This is a genomic window from Rhizobium sp. WSM409 (genome assembly GCF_057653825.1).
In genome coordinates, this window is record NZ_CM172794.1 from 2,360,712 (window position 1) to 2,378,749 (window position 18,038).

The 18,038-nt window shown below is 60.8% G+C and carries 21 protein-coding genes, 1 pseudogene and 1 riboswitch; of the genes and pseudogenes, 6 read left to right on the top strand and 16 right to left on the bottom strand.

What is annotated here, in order from left to right; all coding sequences use genetic code 11:
- A complete protein-coding gene (cobW, locus tag AC25BC_RS11840) occupies window positions 1-1,050 on the bottom strand; it encodes a cobalamin biosynthesis protein CobW (RefSeq protein WP_012757840.1) in 1,050 nt (349 codons plus the stop codon).
- Between the two features lie 4 nt (window positions 1,051-1,054).
- The gene (gene cobU / locus AC25BC_RS11845) at window positions 1,055-1,564 is read right to left on the bottom strand and encodes a bifunctional adenosylcobinamide kinase/adenosylcobinamide-phosphate guanylyltransferase (protein WP_012757841.1); all 510 of its coding nucleotides are present in this window, start codon (window positions 1,562-1,564) and stop codon (window positions 1,055-1,057) included.
- 376 nt (window positions 1,565-1,940) lie between these two features.
- A riboswitch (cobalamin riboswitch) is annotated at window positions 1,941-2,337 on the bottom strand.
- A gap of 259 nt (window positions 2,338-2,596) precedes the next feature.
- Between cobU and AC25BC_RS11850 the strand changes: the two genes are divergently transcribed.
- A complete protein-coding gene (locus tag AC25BC_RS11850; RefSeq protein ID WP_012757842.1) occupies window positions 2,597-4,387 on the top strand; it encodes a chloride channel protein in 1,791 nt (596 codons plus the stop codon).
- 21 nt (window positions 4,388-4,408) lie between these two features.
- Here AC25BC_RS11850 and AC25BC_RS11855 read toward each other — a convergent pair.
- The 4 genes and pseudogenes from AC25BC_RS11855 to AC25BC_RS11870 form a co-directional block, all read right to left on the bottom strand.
- Window positions 4,409-5,703, bottom strand: a pseudogene (locus AC25BC_RS11855) (adenylate/guanylate cyclase domain-containing protein).
- Between the two features lie 103 nt (window positions 5,704-5,806).
- Window positions 5,807-6,028, bottom strand: coding sequence for a DUF1127 domain-containing protein (locus AC25BC_RS11860; RefSeq protein ID WP_012757844.1), 222 nt, complete (start codon window positions 6,026-6,028; stop codon window positions 5,807-5,809).
- 89 nt (window positions 6,029-6,117) lie between these two features.
- Complete coding sequence (locus tag AC25BC_RS11865) at window positions 6,118-6,390, bottom strand: DUF4242 domain-containing protein (RefSeq protein ID WP_003560176.1); 273 nt, start codon at window positions 6,388-6,390, stop codon at window positions 6,118-6,120.
- 42 nt (window positions 6,391-6,432) lie between these two features.
- A complete protein-coding gene (locus AC25BC_RS11870; RefSeq protein ID WP_012757845.1) occupies window positions 6,433-6,918 on the bottom strand; it encodes a hypothetical protein in 486 nt (161 codons plus the stop codon).
- A gap of 186 nt (window positions 6,919-7,104) precedes the next feature.
- On the opposite strand from AC25BC_RS11870, the gene AC25BC_RS11875 reads away from it, so the two are divergent.
- Window positions 7,105-8,238 (top strand): helix-turn-helix transcriptional regulator, encoded by a 1,134-nt coding sequence (locus AC25BC_RS11875; protein ID WP_012757846.1) that lies wholly within the window; start codon window positions 7,105-7,107, stop codon window positions 8,236-8,238.
- A gap of 79 nt (window positions 8,239-8,317) precedes the next feature.
- Here AC25BC_RS11875 and AC25BC_RS11880 read toward each other — a convergent pair whose 3' ends face one another.
- Both AC25BC_RS11880 and AC25BC_RS11885 read right to left on the bottom strand, forming a co-directional pair.
- Window positions 8,318-9,088, bottom strand: coding sequence for an SDR family oxidoreductase (locus tag AC25BC_RS11880; RefSeq protein WP_012757847.1), 771 nt, complete (start codon window positions 9,086-9,088; stop codon window positions 8,318-8,320).
- 122 nt (window positions 9,089-9,210) lie between these two features.
- On the bottom strand, window positions 9,211-10,665 hold the full coding sequence (locus tag AC25BC_RS11885; protein ID WP_128438445.1) for a cobyric acid synthase: 1,455 nt from the start codon (window positions 10,663-10,665) through the stop codon (window positions 9,211-9,213).
- Window positions 10,666-11,294: 629 nt separating this feature from the next.
- On the opposite strand from AC25BC_RS11885, the gene AC25BC_RS11890 reads away from it, so the two are divergent.
- Together AC25BC_RS11890 and AC25BC_RS11895 are read left to right on the top strand one after the other, a co-directional pair.
- Window positions 11,295-12,296, top strand: a complete 1,002-nt coding sequence (locus tag AC25BC_RS11890) for a glycine betaine ABC transporter substrate-binding protein (RefSeq protein WP_171815689.1) — start codon at window positions 11,295-11,297, stop codon at window positions 12,294-12,296.
- Window positions 12,297-12,316: 20 nt separating this feature from the next.
- Window positions 12,317-12,679, top strand: a complete 363-nt coding sequence (locus AC25BC_RS11895; protein WP_171815690.1) for a hypothetical protein — start codon at window positions 12,317-12,319, stop codon at window positions 12,677-12,679.
- Between the two features lie 75 nt (window positions 12,680-12,754).
- Here the strand turns inward: AC25BC_RS11895 and AC25BC_RS11900 are convergent, their stop codons facing one another.
- Together AC25BC_RS11900 and AC25BC_RS11905 are read right to left on the bottom strand one after the other, a co-directional pair.
- Window positions 12,755-12,910 carry an entericidin domain-containing protein gene (locus tag AC25BC_RS11900; protein ID WP_003560194.1) on the bottom strand — a complete coding sequence of 52 codons (156 nt, stop codon included), beginning with the start codon at window positions 12,908-12,910 and terminating at the stop codon, window positions 12,755-12,757.
- A gap of 169 nt (window positions 12,911-13,079) precedes the next feature.
- Window positions 13,080-14,021 carry a LysR family transcriptional regulator gene (locus tag AC25BC_RS11905; protein ID WP_171598639.1) on the bottom strand — a complete coding sequence of 314 codons (942 nt, stop codon included), beginning with the start codon at window positions 14,019-14,021 and terminating at the stop codon, window positions 13,080-13,082.
- 73 nt (window positions 14,022-14,094) lie between these two features.
- On the opposite strand from AC25BC_RS11905, the gene AC25BC_RS11910 reads away from it, so the two are divergent.
- The gene (locus AC25BC_RS11910; protein WP_012757852.1) at window positions 14,095-14,283 is read left to right on the top strand and encodes a hypothetical protein; all 189 of its coding nucleotides are present in this window, start codon (window positions 14,095-14,097) and stop codon (window positions 14,281-14,283) included.
- Between the two features lie 98 nt (window positions 14,284-14,381).
- Here the strand turns inward: AC25BC_RS11910 and AC25BC_RS11915 are convergent, their stop codons facing one another.
- Window positions 14,382-14,990, bottom strand: a complete 609-nt coding sequence (locus AC25BC_RS11915) for a LysE/ArgO family amino acid transporter (RefSeq protein ID WP_012757853.1) — start codon at window positions 14,988-14,990, stop codon at window positions 14,382-14,384.
- Between the two features lie 100 nt (window positions 14,991-15,090).
- Between AC25BC_RS11915 and AC25BC_RS11920 the strand changes: the two genes are divergently transcribed.
- Complete coding sequence (locus AC25BC_RS11920; RefSeq protein ID WP_012757854.1) at window positions 15,091-15,984, top strand: LysR family transcriptional regulator ArgP; 894 nt, start codon at window positions 15,091-15,093, stop codon at window positions 15,982-15,984.
- 48 nt (window positions 15,985-16,032) lie between these two features.
- Here the strand turns inward: AC25BC_RS11920 and AC25BC_RS11925 are convergent, their stop codons facing one another.
- The 5 genes from AC25BC_RS11925 to AC25BC_RS11945 all read right to left on the bottom strand — a co-directional run bounded on the left by AC25BC_RS11925 (window position 16,033) and on the right by AC25BC_RS11945 (window position 17,971).
- Window positions 16,033-16,392 carry a hypothetical protein gene (locus tag AC25BC_RS11925; RefSeq protein WP_128438403.1) on the bottom strand — a complete coding sequence of 120 codons (360 nt, stop codon included), beginning with the start codon at window positions 16,390-16,392 and terminating at the stop codon, window positions 16,033-16,035.
- A 109-nt stretch (window positions 16,393-16,501) separates the two neighbouring features.
- Window positions 16,502-16,984 carry a transcription elongation factor GreA gene (gene greA / locus AC25BC_RS11930; protein WP_012757856.1) on the bottom strand — a complete coding sequence of 161 codons (483 nt, stop codon included), beginning with the start codon at window positions 16,982-16,984 and terminating at the stop codon, window positions 16,502-16,504.
- Between the two features lie 212 nt (window positions 16,985-17,196).
- Window positions 17,197-17,382, bottom strand: coding sequence for a DUF3008 family protein (locus AC25BC_RS11935; RefSeq protein WP_003560205.1), 186 nt, complete (start codon window positions 17,380-17,382; stop codon window positions 17,197-17,199).
- A 38-nt stretch (window positions 17,383-17,420) separates the two neighbouring features.
- Window positions 17,421-17,630, bottom strand: coding sequence for a hypervirulence associated TUDOR domain-containing protein (locus tag AC25BC_RS11940; RefSeq protein WP_012757857.1), 210 nt, complete (start codon window positions 17,628-17,630; stop codon window positions 17,421-17,423).
- A 107-nt stretch (window positions 17,631-17,737) separates the two neighbouring features.
- Window positions 17,738-17,971: a DUF2171 domain-containing protein gene (locus AC25BC_RS11945; RefSeq protein WP_012757858.1), complete on the bottom strand. Its 234-nt coding sequence runs from the start codon at window positions 17,969-17,971 to the stop codon at window positions 17,738-17,740.
- Window positions 17,972-18,038 lie beyond the last annotated feature (67 nt).

Sequence of the window (18,038 nt, forward strand, 5' to 3'; positions counted from 1 at the left end):
TTACGCCAGCGCTTCGATCGCCGCCCTCACCGCGTCCTGATCCATTTCGTGCAGGCCGATGACGACGAGGCGCGTGGCGCGCTTTTCGCTCGCGCCCCAGGCGCGGTCGAAATAATGGTCGATGCGGCTGCCGACGGCCTGGAGCTGCAGGCGCATCGGCTTGCCCGAGACATCGACGAAACCCTTGAGACGCAGCACGTCATGGGCTGATATGATCGTCTTCAGCGCCGCGATGAAGCCGGCGGGATCGGCGACCGGGCCGAGCTCGACGACGAAGCTGTCGAATTCGTCATGGTCGTGCGGCGCACCGTCCTCATGCTCCAACTCGTGATGCGACTTGCGATTGGCGATATCGTCCTCCGTGCCGATGCCGAGGCCGAGCAGGATGCCGGCAGACACCTCGCCGTTCCGTGCCTCGATCATGACAGGCTTGCGGGCGGTGCGGGAGGCGACCTCGTCACGCACCCTGATAAGGCCGGCAGCATCGATCAGGTCGGTCTTGTTGAGCACGATGAGGTCGGCGCAGGTGAGTTGGTCCTCGAACAGCTCCTCGATCGGGCTTTCGTGATCGAGCGATTCATCCTCGGCACGGCGCGCATCGACGGCATCATGGTCGTCGGCGAAACGGCCGGCGGCAACCGCAGCGCTGTCGACCACCGTGATGACGCCGTCGACGGTCACCTGCGTGCGGATGTCGGGCCAGTTGAAGGCGGCGACCAGCGGCTGCGGCAGGGCAAGCCCCGAAGTCTCGATGACGATATGGTCAGGACGCTGTTCGCGCTCGAGCAGCTTGGTCATCGTCGGAATGAAGTCATCGGCGACGGTGCAGCAGATGCAGCCATTGGTCAGCTCGATGATATCGTCCTCGGTGCAATTCTCCGCACCGCAGCCCTTCAGCACATCGCCGTCAACGCCGAGATCGCCGAATTCGTTGATGATCAACGCAATCTTCTTGCCGCCGGCATTGGTGAGCAGGTTGCGGATCATCGTCGTCTTGCCGGCGCCGAGAAAGCCGGTGATGACGGTTGCGGGAATCTTCTGCTGGTTCATGGACTTAACCCTTCATTTTCAGCGGCAGGCCTGCCGCGATGAAATAGACTTCGGCGGCCTTCGCCGCGATCGATTGGTGCAGCCGGCCGGCATGATCGCGAAAATCCCGCGCCATGCGATTGTCGGGCACGATGCCGAGACCGACCTCATTGGAAACGAAAACGAGCCGCGCTTTCGCGGCGGGCAGGAAATCGGCAAGGGCGGCGAATTCCGCCGCCATGTTCCGCTCCTCCATCATCAGATTGGTGATCCAGAGCGTCAGACAGTCGATCAGCACGATGCGCCCCGGTCCGTCGATGGCGGTGAGCTTGCCGACAAGATCGAGCGGCTCCTCATGCGTCGTCCAGGACGGACCGCGGTCGACCTTGTGTTGGGCGATGCGCGCCTGCATCTCCTCGTCCCATGCGCGGCCGGTCGCAAGGTAATGGCGGTCGAGTCCGGCGGCCGTCACGAGGTCTTCGGCGAAACGGGATTTGCCGGAGCGTACGCCGCCGAGGATGAAGGTGGCAGTCATGCTCAAACGCCCCTCAGGGAGAGTGCGTAGCCGTGGCTTGTTCCGAGTGCACCTTTCTCGGCTACTGAGGGTGTGACACCCCCCTCTGTCCTGCCGGACATCTCACCCACAAGGGGGGAGATTGAATCGCCGAGAGCTTTTCTCCAAACAATTGATGTAGGGCGACGGTCGTGCTGCTTGCCGATCTCCCTCCTTGTGGGGGAGATGTCCGGCAGGACAGAGGGGGGGACCCAGCATTCGACATAAACGGCCGAAAGCACACCTCTTGCAGCACTGCTTGGAGGCGTCGCGCGCCCTGCACCAGGCCGCGCCGAATTCAATCGTTCAGCCAAGACAACCTCCGTGCTGGCAACGGGCATAGTGCCCAGGTGTGGGCTTCTCGCCCGGCCGCATGGCAGGTCTCCTGGCTCGCGGTTATCGGCCGCGATCGGGGCGGACCGGAAACCGGTCGCCCTGATCGTGCCAGCGGATCATCCTCGCCTTCCCGGCTGCATCAGTGAAAAGGTGGACGATTCGTAGACTTGAGAGGCGTCCGACCCCGGTTGATCACCATGCATATCCAGTGGCTTTTCCGGCATGTCGCCCATCCCGCCCGCTTGCATGATTGCAAGCCGCCGGCCGGAAGGGCTTAGTGCCGGATGGAAGACCCTGACCGCTCTACAGTCGCGGGGTCGGCTGTGATGAAGGCGCCCGGCTTGGGTCCGCCCCGTCACATTCCCTTTTCATCCGGAAGGGCGCAACACCGATCCGGAACCATCCGTTATGTCAGGATGGTCAGTCGACCATCCGTTATCGGGATGGTTAGGCAAGCGCAGGGGTGAAGTCAACCGGCCTTCACGGCTAGGGAATAGCCGGCCGGTTGGAGCGCCCACGCCAACACGACTTACTCTACCTAAAATATCGTCTTTTATCAGAGACTTACGTGATAAATATTTATCCCGCGCTCCGGCTTTTCGCCGCAATTGCGTCGCAAGCGGAGTGCCCGACCATCTCCGCCCTTGACCGGGCCTCTCCCCGCCTAGTTGTCTAGCCATGCTTATGAAATTGGATCGGCGCGGTTTCCGCGCGCTGCGTGTTTTCTTTGATCCGGGACGCCTGAGGGCGCTGACCCGGCGCAGCGAGGTCGGCCTGTCGCTGGCGGGCGCCGTCGTCGGCATCATCTCGGGTCTTGCCGTCACCGGCATGAGCTACGTCTCCAACGAGCTGCATCAGCTGGTCTTCGGCATTGCCGACAGCGAAAGGTTGAGCTCCTCCGAGATCGAGAACAAGCTGCTGCTGCTCACCGCCCCGGTTATCGGCGGCGCCCTGCTCGGCCTGCTGCTTTTCGTGCTGGCGAAACGACGCAAGAAACCGATGGTCGACCCGATCGAGGCCAATGCGCTGCATGGCGGCCGCCTGTCCTTGACCGACAGCATCATCGTTGCCGTGCAGAACCTGATCTCCAACGGTTTCGGCGCCTCCGTCGGCCTGGAGGCCGGCTATACCCAGCTTGCCGCCGGCCTCGCCTCGAAATTCGGTCTGAAGCTGCAGCTTCGCCGCTCGGACCTGCGCACCCTCGTTGGCTGCGGCGCGGCGGGCGCCATCGCCGCCGCCTTCAACGCGCCGCTGACCGGCGCCTTCTATGCTTTCGAGCTGATCATCGGCACCTATACGATCGTCTCGCTGACGCCTGTCGTCGTCTCCGCCCTTGTCTCCACCCTGATCGCAAGGCTGCTCGCCGGCAGCGATTTCACCATCGATATCGGCAGCTTCGGCTCGGTCGTGCCGGCCGATTATATCCCAGCGCTGCTGCTCGGTGCGTTCTGCGCCGGTGTCGGCATCCTGATCATGCAGGGCGTCGCTTTTGTCGAGGAGCTTGCGCGCAAGAGCTCGATCGCCCCACCCTTCCGCCCGGCACTCGGCGGCATCATCGTCGGGCTCTTGGCGATGATCTCGCCGCAGGTGCTTTCGGCCGGCCACGGCGCGCTGCATCTCAACCTTTCCCGTGACGTGGCAATCCCGACGCTGATCGGCCTCTTCCTTTTGAAATCCTTCGCCTCGGCGATCTCGATCGGCTCCGGCTTCAGGGGCGGCCTGTTTTTCGCCTCTCTGTTCATGGGAGCCCTGCTCGGCAAACTCTTCGCCTATTGCGGCCCCTATTTCGCCGATGCGACGCTGACGCCCGTCATCTATGCCGTGGTCGGCATGAGTTCGCTTGCCGTCGCCGTCATCGGCGGGCCGCTGACCATGACCTTCCTGGCGCTCGAAATCACCGGCGACTTTCCGATCACGGCGCTGGTGCTCGCTGCCGTCATCACCTCCTCGCTGGTCGTGCGTTCGACCTTCGGCTACTCCTTCGCCACATGGCGCTTCCACCTGCGCGGCGAAAGCATCCGCAGCGCCCATGATGTCGGCTGGATCCGCAATCTGACGGTCGACAAGCTGATGCGCGCCGACGTCAAGACGGCAAGGGCGGGCATTTCTCTGGAGGAATTCAAGCAGGCCTTCCCGATCGGCTCGACCCAGCGCGTCATCCTCGTCGAGGAGAGCGACAAATATGCGGGCCTCGTGCTGGTGCCGGAGATTTACGCCAATCCGACCGATGCGCAGGACGAGGGCAAGACGCTTGCCGATTTCATCCACTATCGCAACGATTTCCTGCAGCCGCAGATGAATGCCAGGCAGGCGGCGGCGATCTTCGACAAGAGCGAAAGCGAAGCGCTCGCCGTCGTCAACAACCTGATCGAACGCAAGGTGATCGGCCAGCTCAGCGAAAGCTATACGCTGCGCCGCTACAGCGAAGAACTCGACCGCCGCCGCCGCGAGGTCTCAGGCGAGATCTGAGCAAGTCGGAACACTCCGTCGTCAGTCGGTGCCGGCGAGTTTGAAGACGTTGACCGGCTTCGAAACGCCGCGCAATTCGAAGGAGCCGAGACATTCGCTGGCAACGGCAGAGGTGACCGCGAAACTCTCCGACATCAGCAAATGGTGCCCGAGCGTGCCGCAGAGCTTTTCGAGCCGCGAAGCCTCGTTGACGGCGCTGCCGATCACCGTGAAATCAAGCCTGCCGCGTGCGCCTATATTTCCGTAGAAGACCTCGCCGAGATGCAGCACGACATCGACGCCGATGTCAGGACCTACATCATTCCTCCGCTGACCATTCAGCACCTTGTTGGCTTCTAGAATATTCCTTGCTGAAGCCAGAGCGGCCATGCAGGCCTTTTGCGGATCTTCAGCATCGGTCGGAAAGATCGCCAGCACGCTATCGCCCATGAACTTGAGGATCTCGCCCGAATTTTCCTCGACATGCCAGCCGATCAGCTCGAAATGTTCATTCAGAAACCCGGCGATTTCGCCCGGCTGATAAACCTCGGTCAGCGCCGTGAAGTTTCTCAGGTCCGCAAGCAGGATCGCAGCATTGATCGCCCCTCCCTTTCCCCTCTGAATATCGCCTGCAAGGATGCGTGCACTTGTCTTGGCGCCTGTATAGACGGCGAGGATATCCGATGCGGTTTTCGTTGCCGCGATACGATAACAAGCCAGCCCCAGCGCCGGGAAGAGCTTCGCGACGATCGCCAGTTGATCATCGGAAAATCCGCCCGGCCTGTCGCTAGTGAGGGACAGGCTGACGCCGCGTAGCGCAGCCTCCTTCGGGAACTCCAGCAGGCTGACCAGGTGATCCGTGCCGCCGCTATGCGCGAATTCCGCAAGCTGCGGGTAGTCATCGACACCCTCACCCTTGGCGATGTTCCAGCGACCTGACGTTTCGCCACGGCCCAAAAGAAAATAGATCGGGGTCTTTTCGAAATTCAGCACTCCCGCAGTGCCATATTCGGCATTCTCGATCGTGGTCGCACCGCCGCGCACGAAATTGGCCGAGACGCCGCCATACATGGGATGAATTGACGGCATTGAAATGCTTCCCCGCCAGATCGGAAAGCCATCCGCGATCAACCGATCGCACAATCCGGCTATCAGCTCGGCGATATGCTCAGCTGTGATTCCATGTTCTATAAGCCACTGAATATGATTGCTAATTTTTAAACCTCCACATGAGCCGCCACAATCTTATGATGGCAAATCGGGCAAATGGGCGGCAATCCGAACCGGGTCGCCACGACATCCAGTGATAGCCCGGCCAAACCGATGTTTCTAGCCATCGAGCTCGGCCACCACAACCGCGGGGCAGATGGCAGAGAGATTGATACCGTTATCGACGCATTGCGAGGTTTTACGCCCGATGCGGACGCCCACCACGAGACGCTAGCGGAACCTGCTCCAGTCTGCATCCTGGGAGGCGACGAAGGGTATTTCGCCCCTCGACAAGGCAATGTCTTTCAGCATGTGATCTGGCAAGGCGCCAAGCTGATTTGCCGCCGATCGCCTGCGTCGCCAGACGACAAGGGCGCGCAGCGGAGAGGTAAGCAGCGCCATCACTTTGCGCAGTCGCAGCTCGACCGCGCCGGACAAGAGCTTCTCGTTCATTGTGATCCCCATGAATTTGCGCGTGCCGATGGCAAGATCGCAACCCGGAGAACCGGTCGGCGACTCGTTCGCCGGCCGGTTCCGACATCCTAGCGCGCCGAATGTGGGCCGATGAGCGTCGTGATCTCCGTCACCCGGTCCGCCGGAAAGCCACCCTTTTCCGCGTGCCGATAGACCGCTTCCGCGCTCTCGGCCTCATGAACGCAGTACATCTTGTCCCCGGTCACATAGCTGGTGATCCAGGTATAGGGTTCGCCGAGGGACGCTACGACGGCGTTGGATTTCGCCGAGATCTCGCGCAGAGTTTCCTTGTCCATGTCCCCGAGACCTGGAATGTTTCGTTCGACAACGAATTGCGGCATTGTTTTATCCTTTCATGATGTTTTGAGTGAGCTGGAGCTTCATCAACCGTGCGCATGCCGGCAGCTGACGTCAGGGTTCATGTCGGCGAACGGTCCCCTCGGATTGTTCTTCCATGCCCAGACGTGCAGCTCGTAGAAAGCCGGAAGGCCGTAGCGGTTCGGTGCGTTCGTGAAACTGAACAGCTGGCCGCCGAGATTGGCGGGACCTTTCGTCGTGATGTATTCGACAGCGACGAGTTTCATCTTGCCGTGTTCGTCAGGCTCGTACATCACGGCCTCCGGTCTGGAGAGATCAATGGCCTCATCCTTGATGAGGTCGGCACTGACATAGTGGATACCCATCGCACCTCCATCTATGCCGCTGGTGCACGGGATCGGCGAATAGCCTTCCTTGACGGCCTGGTTGACGTCCCGGAAGCGCGCATTGGCCTCCCGGACCTGTTCCGGCAGGCCGCCGCCGCCGAGCGCTGCAGCCGGAAGAGCTGCCATAATGAGAAGCGCCGCGATCGGCGCTTTTGTCGCTTTCATGAAGATTGCCCTCCAATTTCTGGTTGTCCAAGCCGATTGGATTCCGGCCGGCAGTGCGTTGTAAAAAATCCGCGCGATGAAACATCTCCCGCATGGGGGATGAAATCTTCCGCAAATCCCGGAAATGAAGGCGCCGTGGCCGGCGACAATTGACCGGGCTGGCCGGGCTGATGCAGGATTGTGATCATGGAACAGCAGCTGTCGGAAATTATTGGCGCTATTTATGATTGCGTGGCCCGGGAGGATGCCTGGCCAAACGCTCTTCGTCTGATCAATGGTCAGGTGAACGGTTTTCTAACCACGCTTGCCGTCTTCGACACCACCACGCGTTCCGCACGGCTGGCCCAGATCGCCTGCGACGACGGAGAGGCCATCCGCACCCTCGTCGCGCATGCGAAGGACGTCCCGTTCTTCCACCTTCTCCACCGAATGGAGATCGATCAGCCGGATACGCTGGAGCGGATGTTTTCCCTCTATGGACCCGATGGCGAAGCCGTCTGGAAAAGCGGTGCGCTACACCAGAACTTTCATGCCAGGTATGGGGTTCTAAACTCGATCGACATGGCCGTGCTGAAGCGCCCGACCCGTGTCGGGACGATCAACATTTCGGTGCAATACGAACCGAGCGAGCGACGTGTCTTCGACATCATCGGGCTGCTCGGTCCGCATATCCGCCGTGCCGTGACGATCCACGACATGTTCGAGATGGAGCGCGCCGAAGCCGCCGTCCTCAGGGAGGTCATCGACGCCCTCGATCATGCGGTCTTCATCGTTGCAGAAGACATGACAATCCTCTTCGCCAATGAAGCCGCCGAAGCGCGGCTGCGCGAGCAGCACGTGGTCCACTCGCTTTCAGGCCGTCTGGCCGCTCGCTATAGTTATGCAGGCGCCGCCCTTTCCAACGCAGTGGCGCTTGGCGCGCGCGACGAAATCAGTCTCGCAGCCGCTGGGATCGATGTTCCCCTTGCCTCGGCGGAGCGCCCCGCCGTCGCCCACGTTCTGCCGTTGCAGCGGCGCACCGAAAGGGGACGCTTCGAAAGCCGGGCGGCGGCGGCGATCTTTCTCGCCGCGGCTGGAACGGTGGTCCAGTCTGCCGTCGAAGCCGTTGCCGCCCTTTTTGCTCTCACGCCTGCCGAACGGCGCGTGGTCGGCTACGTGTCCGAAGGTATGACGCGATCCGAGATTGCAAATGCGCAGGGCGTTGCCGACGGCACCGTGAAATCGCAACTGGCCGCCATCTACGACAAGACGGGAGCGGAAGACCAGCGCAGCCTGCAGCAGCTCGTACGCGAACTCAGCCCACCTGTCAGGCGCGCCTAAGAAGTCGACATCAAACTTCGGTCGATTGGGCGGATTACGCGAAAAGGCACGCCGGCGCCACGGCAGTTGCGGGCTCCGCTCACATCCTGACCGTCATACCGCCGTCGACCGTCAGCACATGGCCGTTGACGAAGGAAGCGGCGGCGCTTGCCAGAAACAGCGCCGCGCCGGCGATCTCGTCCGGCCGTCCCCAGCGCTGGACCGGGATGCGCTGGCGCACGAAGGGCATGAATTCCTCGTTCGCAGCCATCGCCGCGTTCGTCTCGGTGGCAAACCAGCCGGGCGCAATTGCGTTGCTGGTGATGCCGTGCGGGCCGAATTCGACTGCCATGCCGCGCATCAGTCCGGTCAGGCCCTGCTTGGCTGCCGGATAGACGCAGTCGCCGGGCATGACGACATGGCCGCTGATCGAGGTCACCGCGATCAGGCGGCCGTGATTGCACCGCTTCATCAACACGGCAGCGTCGCGCGAAAGCGTCATCGCCGCCGCCAGGTCGGTGCGCAGCAGCTCGATGATCGCATCATCGTCGAATTCGGCCAGAGGCCGCCTGTCGCGGGCGCCGACATTGTTGATCAAAATATCGAGACGGCCATGGTTCTTGTCGACATCGGCCATCGCAGCACGCTGTGCCTCGCGATCGGCGACGTCGAATGCCGCGACCTCCGCCGTGCCGCCCGCGGCCCGGATGGTCGATACGGCGTTTTCCAGCGTCGCCGCCGTACGTCCGTTGACGATGACATGCGCGCCGGCTTCGGCAAGGGCGCGCGCCATCTCGAAGCCCAGACCACGGCCACCGCCGGTCACCAGCGCCACCTGCCCTGCCAGCGAAAATCTGTCCAATATGCTCATGGTTTTCGTCGCTCTCAACCGGGTCCGCCGCGACAATTAATGGACTCAGTCAACTAATTTGGCAATAGCCGAACGACGAGACCGGATGATGGTGAGGCAGCCCCGTCCGGTACACATCCGACCTAACCAAGCAGCCCGGCCAGCCAGCGTGGATCGAGATGACGTTCCAATTCCCCGGCGACGTCGTCGAGCGCCTGCTCGACGCTCTCGCGGTAATTCCTCCGCTCGCCTGATAGGCCGAAACTTTGGAGCAGTCGAGCGCGGTAAGTGTCGCTGCCGAAGAGCCCATGCAGATAGGTGCCCATGATCCGGCCGTCGGACGAAAGCGCCCCGTCGGGTGCTCCATCGATGATTGCCGAAGGCCGATTGCAATCCGGGCCGCGGGTGATGCCGAGATGGATCTGGTAGCCGTCAAGCGGCGCGTCATATTCGGTCGAGCGGGCATGGCTGTTGCGCACGGTCTTTTCCGGCGCCATCTCGGTCTCGACATCGAGAAGCGCAAGCCCCGGTGTCTCCAGCGTCCCGCCCTCGATGCCGAGCGGATCGTGCACCGTCCGGCCGAGCATCTGGTAACCGCCGCAGATGCCGATCACCCGGCCGCCGCGCCTGACATGCGCCTGGAGATCGCGGTCCCAGCCCTGCACCCTGAAGTCGGCGAGATCCGATATTGTCGATTTCGAGCCGGGAAGCACAACGAGGCTCGCATCGGCTGGCATCCGCTCGCCGGCGCGAACGAAGACCAACTCAACATCCGGCTCGGTCCTCAGTGGATCGAGATCGTCGAAATTGGCGATACGTGGCAGCACCGGCACGGCGATCTTCAGCGCGCGCGCCCCGCCCCTCGCCAGCCGTTCGAGCACGACCGAATCTTCGGCCGGCAGGCGCGCGGCACCCCGCAGCCAAGGCACGATGCCGAAACACGGCCAGCCGGTAAAACCTTCGATGGCGCGAATGCCGTCATCGAACAGCGAGACGTCGCCGCGGAACTTGTTGATGATATAGCCCGCAATCATCGCCCGGTCGCCCTCGTCGAGGATCGCATGCGTGCCGACCAGCGAGGCGATGACACCGCCGCGGTCGATATCGCCGACGAGCACGACAGGCACGCCGGCCCGCGTCGCAAAGCCCATATTGGCGATGTCGCCAGCCCTGAGATTGATCTCGGCCGGCGATCCGGCGCCCTCGACGATAACGAGGTCGGTCCCCGCAGCCACTTTTTCAAAACTCTCGAGCACGGCGCCGAGCAGCTCGGGCTTCAGCCGCTGATAGTCGCGTCCCTTTGCCTGTCCGAACACCCTGCCCTGGACGATGATCTGGCTGCCATTGTCCGATTGCGGCTTGAGCAGCACCGGGTTCATGTGGACCGAGGATGGCGTGCGCGCGGCCAGCGACTGCAGCCACTGCGCCCGGCCGATCTCGCCGCCGTCATCGGCGACCGCCGCATTGTTCGACATGTTCTGTGGCTTGAACGGACGGACCGTCAGCCCGCGATTGGCCGCCAGTCGGCAGAGCCCTGCGACCAGCACCGTCTTGCCGACATCGGAGCCGGTTCCCTGCAGCATGATCGCTCTTGCCATGATGGCCCGCATTCGCCTCTCGTTCAGGCGAGGCCTACAATGGGCGGCAACCTCGGGTCAAGCTTGGCCCGGCGCAAGACTTAGCTTGGGACAAGTACCCACGCAAACGCGAAAACCGCGCATGGCCTTGGCTCTGCGCGGTTTGCCGAAAAACTCAGGCGTCTTCGCCCTTACACGGCGAAGCTCGCTTTCTCCGGTACGCACTACCTGAACCGGAGAAGCGGCGGTCATTGCTGCCACGCCCCAACTGATAACGGCACATTCTTACCGGAGAGTTATTGAAGGCTTACGCAAATGTTAATTTTGATCTTTTTTGACATTCTGGCCAAAATTTCTGCCGAAGATCCGCAGCCTGTCGCCAAGAGCGTGCTTTTCACCCGAGGGTGCCAGTTTCGGAATGCTGACATAAATTCTTCGAATTCAATAATTTAGTCACGCAACCATGAGCAGAAGATGGTTGATTTCTGCGAGCGAACGCGTAGGCTCCGTCATAACACGCCATTGTTGAACATGGCTTGCCTATGAACCGGAAAGCCTGTTGCGGTATCGCCCCGGCATTCGGGTGCTCGGAGAGATTTGTCGGTGAATTTCAGAGCCTGCTGCACGTCCACCTAAGAAGAATTCGGGGAATGACGATGAAGACGTTTCTGATTCCGGCCGTCTTTGCCGCGGCTCTTTCTATCGTCGCGCCGGCTGAAGCCGCCGAATGCGGCAGCGTTTCGATCGCCGAAATGAAATGGGCCTCCGCAGGCATTGCGGCGAGCTTCGATAAGATCATCCTGGAAAAGGGATACGGCTGTTCCGTCACCATTGTCGATGGCGACACTCTGCCGACCTTCGCCTCGATGAATGAGAAAGGCACCCCCGACATCGCCTCGGAATACTGGATCAATTCCGTCAGGTCCCTGCTCGATCAAGCCGTCAATAGCGGCCGGTTGGTCCAGGGGGCCGAAATCCTGGCTGACGGCGCCGTCGAGGGTTGGTGGATACCGAAATTCATCGCCGACGCCCACCCCGACATCCGCTCGGTCGAAGGCGCGCTGAAACATCCCGAACTCTTCCCCGCTGAGGACGACCCGTCGAAAGGCGCAGTCTACAACTGCCCCGCCGATTGGAGCTGCCAGATATCGACCACCAACCTGTTCAAGGCGCTTGCCGCCGACAAGAAGGGCTTCGAACTTGTCGAGACCGGCAGTCCCGAACAGCTGGATGCGTCGATTGCCCGCGCTTTCGAAAACAAGGTCGGCTGGCTCGGTTATTACTGGGCGCCGACCGCCATCCTCGGCAAATACGACATGACGCGCCTGAGCTTCGGCGTCGGCCACAACAAGAATGAATGGGACCGCTGTACCGCGGTTGCCGGCTGCGCCAGGCCCGAGCTCAACTCCTACCCGGTCTCGCGCGCCTTCACATTGATGACCAGGTCCTTCGCCAGCCGCACCGGACCTGTCACGACCTATCTCAAGACCCGCAAATGGGACAATGCGACGATCAACCAGGTGCTCGCCTGGCAGGACGAAAACCGCGAAACCAATGAGGATGCCGCGATCTATTTCCTTCGCAATTACGAGAGCCTGTGGACGAAATGGGTGCCAGTCGATGTAGCCGAGAAGGTCAAGGCGAGCTTATAACGGCCAAAACACGATCAAGCATGGACGATTCGATGACAGGCAATGTTCCCTTTCCCGACCGCGAAACCGTTGCGGAAAAGCTCGCTGGGCTGTCGGAGACCGACAAGTCATACCTGGCGCTGCTCATGGAAAACGCCGCCCAGGACGACAACCTGCTCGACGGCCTGCGCCGCCATCTCGATCTCGCCGCCGGATCGCGATTCCTGAACTCGCTGAAGCTCGAAAATCTGGGAATCTGGCTCGGAAGCCATGCGCCGGACCGGCTGCAGATCCGGCTTACGGAAACCGCCCGCTCCAGCCAACATCCCGCCTACCAGGCCTTCCGGACCGGTCTCGACCGATCCGGCGGGCTGGAAAAGATTTATCCCCCGGTCATCCGTTAGGATGATCCGGACCCGGCTGATGATCCCCGGGGTCAGCACCTGATCCGGCGATTCTAGCAGCGATCTGAACGGTCGTTACTTCTTCGCGGCGCGGTCGACCGAGCGGCCGGCATCCTGCGTGGCGTTCACGGTATTTGCCGTATCTTTTCCTATACCGCGGATCGTGTTGCCGCAGGAGGAAAGGGCAAGAAGAACCATAAAAGCTGCGGCAATTTTGGCCGTTGTCGTCATCTCGGATATCCTTGTTTGAAATCAACCCCGAACGGCGACAATTGCCGTCCCGCGCCAATAACGCACGACAAACCAAAAGGTTCACTGGTTATAAGAACACCGGCTAAAGCCGCGCGTCCGATAGGACGCGCCATCACTTTCGATCGGAGCATAATCCTGTCCGATGCAGCTAGGCGGCGACCGCCTTTGCTCTCTCGGCAAAGGCGCCGCGAATGCTGTCAGCCACCGTCTCGATCGGCCCCGACACCTGCGAGGCGGTCAGCAGGCGGATATCGAAGGCGCCGAGTTCCGGCAGCCCTTCCTGAGGCCCGAGGATCGCCATGTCTTCGTTGACATAGGACAGCGGCAACGGCGCGATGGCGAGATCGGAAAGCACGGCGGCGCGCTGCGCCATCGTGTGGCCGCTGAGATAGGCGACGCGATAATGCCGCTTGTTGCGTTCGAGCTGGGAGAGCGCCTCCTGGCGCCAGATGCAGCCGTCTTCCCAGATCGAGATCGGCAGCGGATCGCGGCGATGCGCCGAACCGCACTTGGCGCCAGCCCAGACCAGCCGCTCGCGGAACACCACCTCTCCGCCCGTCGGGAACGGCCGTGTCGCACAGTTGATCAAGGCCAAGTCGAGCCGCTGCTCCTCCATGCGCTTCTTCAGCCCGATGCTCATGTCGATGGTCACGTCGACCATGATGCCGGGATAGCTTTCGGCAAAACTCTTCAGGATGCTCGGTAGCAGCCGTTCGCCGATATCTTCCGGCGCGCCGAGCCGCACGACGCCGCTGAGTTCCGGCATGATGAAGCGCGACACCGCCTCGTTCGACAGCGCCAGCATGTTGCGCGCATAGGATAGCAACATCTCGCCGTGGCGTGTCAGCGACACCGAACGGGCGTCGCGCAGAAACAGCGTTGCCCCCAGTTGCTCTTCAAGCTTCTTGATCTGCATCGACACTGCCGACGGCGTACGGAAGACCGCCTCGGCGGCGGTCGAAAAATTGCCTGTCTCGGCGATAGCCACGAAGGTACGCAGCACTTCGTTGTCAAGCAGCGGAATGGGACGGCGAAATGGAATGCTCATCGTCGCATCTTTCAATTTTTCTGATTTATAACCCCATATCATTTTGTTTGATTGAATGTCAATTGACCCTCATATTTCGGGTGTCGGCAGCTAAATGCAGCAAAGGAGGCCCGACATGTCTCAAACAAGCATCTGGAATATCGTACAGGCCCTTTCCGCATTCAAGTCGCAGAGGCGCAGGGATGCCAACCATGAGCATGCGCTCCGGGAGCTAAGGCGCTTTCCGCCACATCTGCTGGCAGATTGCCAGCGCGAGCTAGAGTTGACCGTCCCGGAGCGCCGCGCGTGCGATGGAACGCGGTAGAGACGCTTGATCGCTTTGAATCCGCTCAGATCGCTGCCGGTCCACTTGCAACTTCCGCTCGACCTGCGCCGCACCGACAGCCGAACGCCGAACGCCGATCACAACCCACCCAGCAGTTTGAACGCTATGATCCACATCGTGAAAGCGACGAGCGTTTCCAGCATGCGCCAGGATGAGGGTTTCGAGAAGATCGGCCGCAGCCGCTTTGCGCCATATCCGAGCGAAAAGAAGAACAGGAAGGAGCCCGTCACCGCCCCTGCGGCGAAAGAAGTCTGCTCTCCCGGATATCGCGTCGATATCGTGCCGAGCAGCACGACCGTGTCGAGATAGACGTGCGGATTGAGCCAGGTGAGTGCGAGGCAGGTCGCGAGCGTCTGCCGAAAGCTTGACGACTTTGCTTCCCCGGCCGTCAGAGCAGCGGACGATCTCAAGGCGGAATAGAGGCTTCTTGCTCCGTACAAGACCAGAAATGCGGCTCCGCCATAGCGCATGACCGGATCGAGCCATGGCATGAACCTGGCGATTTGCTGCAGGCTGGTCACGCCAAGCACGATAAGCGCGGCATCCGATACAGCGCATGCGAGGCAGACGGCAAAGACATGTTCGTTGCGCAAGCCCTGGCGGAGGATGAAGGCGTTCTGCGCGCCGATGGCGACAATCAGGCTGAGGCCCATCATCAGGCCGGTTCCATAGATCGAAAAATTCATCGCTTCGGCCAACGCCCCTCATTTCGGTGAGGCTGCGCTATCGCGATTAGGAGAATTAGGCTAATTAATCCATCTTACTCCAATTAAGCAAAACTAATCCATGCTCGACTATCCCGCTCTTCGCGCCGTCGCAACCATTGTCCAGACAGGCAGCTTCGAAAGAGCCGCGACCGCGCTGAACGTGACGCCTTCGGCCATTTCCCAGCGCGTGAAGCAGCTCGAGGAGCGCCTAGGCGTCGTCCTCATCGTCAGAGGCACGCCGTGCACGGCGACCGAAAAGGGAGAATGGCTCTGCCGCCATATGGAAAATGTCGGCATGCTCGAAGCAGAACTCTTCGGGCAGCTGCCGGCCCTCGTCGATCCCAACGAACCACGCCAAAGGGTCACGCTTCAAATCGCGACGAATGCCGATAGCCTCGGGACATGGTTCGTCGAGGCCATGTCGAATTTTGCCAAAAGCTCTTCCTATCTGCTGAATATCGCCGTCGACGATCAGGACCACACCGCCGAATGGCTGCAGCGCGGGCGGGTGATCGCCGCCGTCACCAGCCTGGAAAAGCCGGTCCGCGGATGCAGGCGTTTTGCCCTTGGGGTTCTGCGTTACCACGCCACGGCAACGCCCGATTTCGTCGCGCGCCATTTTCCACAGGGCGTGACATCAGAGGCGATCCGCAACGCTCCGGCGCTCACCTTCAATCAGAAGGACAGGCTGCAGAGCAGTTGGATCAGGCGAACGTTCGGACGCGATCTCGATTATCCCACCCACTGGCTGCCGTCGCCGCAGAGCTTCGTCGAGGCGAGCCTTTCGGGCATGGGATGGGGAATGAACCCGACACAGCTGACCCGCGAGCACCTCGCATCCGGACGGCTAGTCGAGCTGGTGCCCGACACTCCGCTCGATGTCTCGCTCTACTGGCAGATAAATCGCCTCGCCGCCGACCGCCTGGCGGATCTGACGCGCGAAGTCGTCACCGTGGCCCAGCGCCGTCTTTGATGCATCACTCAAAAATGCGGCATCATCCCGGTGACCGGGTCGCTTTTATCAGACGTAAGCCGTGCGGCTGCCGAACTCGCTGGTCTCGTCAAAATTCGTCGTGCCGATACGCTCGCTTTCGCCGGAAAGTTCTTTCGGAACGTCACCGGCAGGCTTCGATGCAGCAGACGCCTGAGTTTGGCTGCTCTCGCTCGCTTCGAGCTTGGCGATCTTCGCCTCCAGCGTATCGATAGATTTTTCGATCGTGGCCTTCTCTTGCTCGTCCTGCGTTTCCGACAGGGCTGCCTGCTTTTCGGCAAGCTGCGCCTCGAGAGAGGCAAGTTGGTCTGAGGAACTGGAAGACGAGGTTGAAGCGGCTGAACTCAAAATGGTGGATGCAGAACTGGAAATTGCGCTGACCATGAGCATGACTTTCGATGATGGAATGTCATCGTTCTAGCCACGGATGGTAAATGTTCGATAAATAAAGTACCGTATGGTACCAATATAATGAGAGGGCTACGCGAATAGCGCTCTCCTACGCGATGGCGATGATCTCCAGTTCCTGGCCGCCTGTCTCCACCATATCGCCGACAGCCTTGCCCATCAAAAGCCGTGCGACTGGCGAGACATAGGAAATCGATCCGGCCTTCGGATCAGCCTCGTCCTCTCCGACGATGCGATAGGTCTGCACCCGCCCGTCGTCACGACGGAAAGTCACCGTGCTGCCGAAGGCGACAGTATCGATTGACGTAGGGGAAGGCATGAGCTGAGCGGTGCGAAGTCTTGCCGTTAAGTAGCGAAGATCACGCAAAGGACTGGCCGCCTGCCGCCGCCTTTCGTTCACGTCTTCGATTGGGCTCGCAGCATCATAGGCCTCGCGAGCCTGCTGGAACTGTAATTCCAGAGCCTTCAACCCCGCTTCCGTGACAAGGTTCGGATGAGCCGAAATCGGACGATCGGGCAGCAGGGTTTCCGAAGCGGTTTCGAAACTCTCTTCCTTGGTAAAAGCGACGGCCAATCTCGAACTCCATTTTAGCGCGATGCGCTCTTCTAGCTGATGGGCAATTGCCTCGAAACGATCGTCGGAACCATACACCGACCGCGGACGAACCGCCAATCTTGCTTCATAGGCAGCCATCGCCGGCGGCAGAGGCAACCGCTTTCAAGGTCACGGCCCCGTAGCTGTTAAGCGCGGGAACGTCCTGTAACGCATGGCGGTGCTCGGCACCCCTATTTCGAGACGTGCTGGGGTTTGCCCTTCCTCTTGGTCGATGCAAATTCCTCAAGCTGTTTCTCGCTCATGGATTCCACCATCTGTTTCGAGGCGCCTTTGAGTTCGCTCTTCGGCGTCTCGCCACGCTTGGCCGAAAGTGCGGCGCCTGCCGCCTTCTGCTGGGCCTTGGACTTGGCTGGCATATCGATCTCCTTTTGCTCGAACAGAACGGCCGCCGGCGTCAAAGCTTCTTGAGTTCCTCAGGCTTGTGTGCCGCGCGCTTTCCCGATTTGTCGCTCTCGACTATATATTGCGGCTCGGCCTTCGATGCCTTCACGCTGTGGCCTTTGATCTTCGTCGGACTGCTCTGCTTTTTGACCACCCTGCCCTCGGTCTTTCCCTGGCTAGTATTCCAGCTTACCTCATCGCCCCTCTTCAATTGCTTCGACATTGGCGGGCTCCTTTTGCCGAAAAGAGTGAGTAGTTTTTGGACGACATCGTGCTCTGATCATCCTGTTCCAAGGAGGCTGCGGCCCGCAAGCCGCAGCCGACCGGCTGTCAGTTGATGGTGGCCCACTGGCTTCGAACATCCCTGGCGTTCTTCGACAGATGGACGTGAGCATCCACGTGATCGACCCAATCGATCGGGATCAAGTGGTGCTTGCCGTCCTCCGAATCGAGCTTCGTCAGCTTGATGCGCGTGGGGCCGTCGAGGTGATCGACTGTGCCGACATGGGTGCCGTCGGCAGCCCGCACTTCCATATGTTCACGGATCTGCTCTGCGGAAATCATCGTTTCCTCCTTTGCAACATTGTCAGGTACGAAGCGGCAACGAGGTGGAGCAGACTTGGTTCCAAAC

Coding starts and splice junctions, on each gene's coding strand:
- AC25BC_RS11940 (WP_012757857.1), bottom strand. CDS start 17,630: ATGTCGAAGCAATTGAAGAGGGGCGATGAGGTAAGCTGGAATACTAGC.
- AC25BC_RS11865 (WP_003560176.1), bottom strand. CDS start 6,390: ATGCCGCAATTCGTTGTCGAACGAAACATTCCAGGTCTCGGGGACATG.
- AC25BC_RS11895 (WP_171815690.1), top strand. CDS start 12,317: ATGGACGATTCGATGACAGGCAATGTTCCCTTTCCCGACCGCGAAACC.
- AC25BC_RS11935 (WP_003560205.1), bottom strand. CDS start 17,382: ATGCCAGCCAAGTCCAAGGCCCAGCAGAAGGCGGCAGGCGCCGCACTT.
- AC25BC_RS11945 (WP_012757858.1), bottom strand. CDS start 17,971: ATGATTTCCGCAGAGCAGATCCGTGAACATATGGAAGTGCGGGCTGCC.
- AC25BC_RS11885 (WP_128438445.1), bottom strand. CDS start 10,665: ATGGCAAGAGCGATCATGCTGCAGGGAACCGGCTCCGATGTCGGCAAG.
- AC25BC_RS11915 (WP_012757853.1), bottom strand. CDS start 14,990: ATGAATTTTTCGATCTATGGAACCGGCCTGATGATGGGCCTCAGCCTG.
- AC25BC_RS11905 (WP_171598639.1), bottom strand. CDS start 14,021: ATGATATGGGGTTATAAATCAGAAAAATTGAAAGATGCGACGATGAGC.
- AC25BC_RS11880 (WP_012757847.1), bottom strand. CDS start 9,088: ATGAGCATATTGGACAGATTTTCGCTGGCAGGGCAGGTGGCGCTGGTG.
- AC25BC_RS11910 (WP_012757852.1), top strand. CDS start 14,095: ATGTCTCAAACAAGCATCTGGAATATCGTACAGGCCCTTTCCGCATTC.
- AC25BC_RS11890 (WP_171815689.1), top strand. CDS start 11,295: ATGACGATGAAGACGTTTCTGATTCCGGCCGTCTTTGCCGCGGCTCTT.
- cobU (WP_012757841.1), bottom strand. CDS start 1,564: ATGACTGCCACCTTCATCCTCGGCGGCGTACGCTCCGGCAAATCCCGT.
- AC25BC_RS11920 (WP_012757854.1), top strand. CDS start 15,091: ATGCTCGACTATCCCGCTCTTCGCGCCGTCGCAACCATTGTCCAGACA.
- cobW (WP_012757840.1), bottom strand. CDS start 1,050: ATGAACCAGCAGAAGATTCCCGCAACCGTCATCACCGGCTTTCTCGGC.
- AC25BC_RS11860 (WP_012757844.1), bottom strand. CDS start 6,028: ATGAACGAGAAGCTCTTGTCCGGCGCGGTCGAGCTGCGACTGCGCAAA.
- AC25BC_RS11870 (WP_012757845.1), bottom strand. CDS start 6,918: ATGAAAGCGACAAAAGCGCCGATCGCGGCGCTTCTCATTATGGCAGCT.
- AC25BC_RS11850 (WP_012757842.1), top strand. CDS start 2,597: ATGCTTATGAAATTGGATCGGCGCGGTTTCCGCGCGCTGCGTGTTTTC.
- AC25BC_RS11875 (WP_012757846.1), top strand. CDS start 7,105: ATGGAACAGCAGCTGTCGGAAATTATTGGCGCTATTTATGATTGCGTG.
- AC25BC_RS11900 (WP_003560194.1), bottom strand. CDS start 12,910: ATGACGACAACGGCCAAAATTGCCGCAGCTTTTATGGTTCTTCTTGCC.
- AC25BC_RS11925 (WP_128438403.1), bottom strand. CDS start 16,392: ATGCTCATGGTCAGCGCAATTTCCAGTTCTGCATCCACCATTTTGAGT.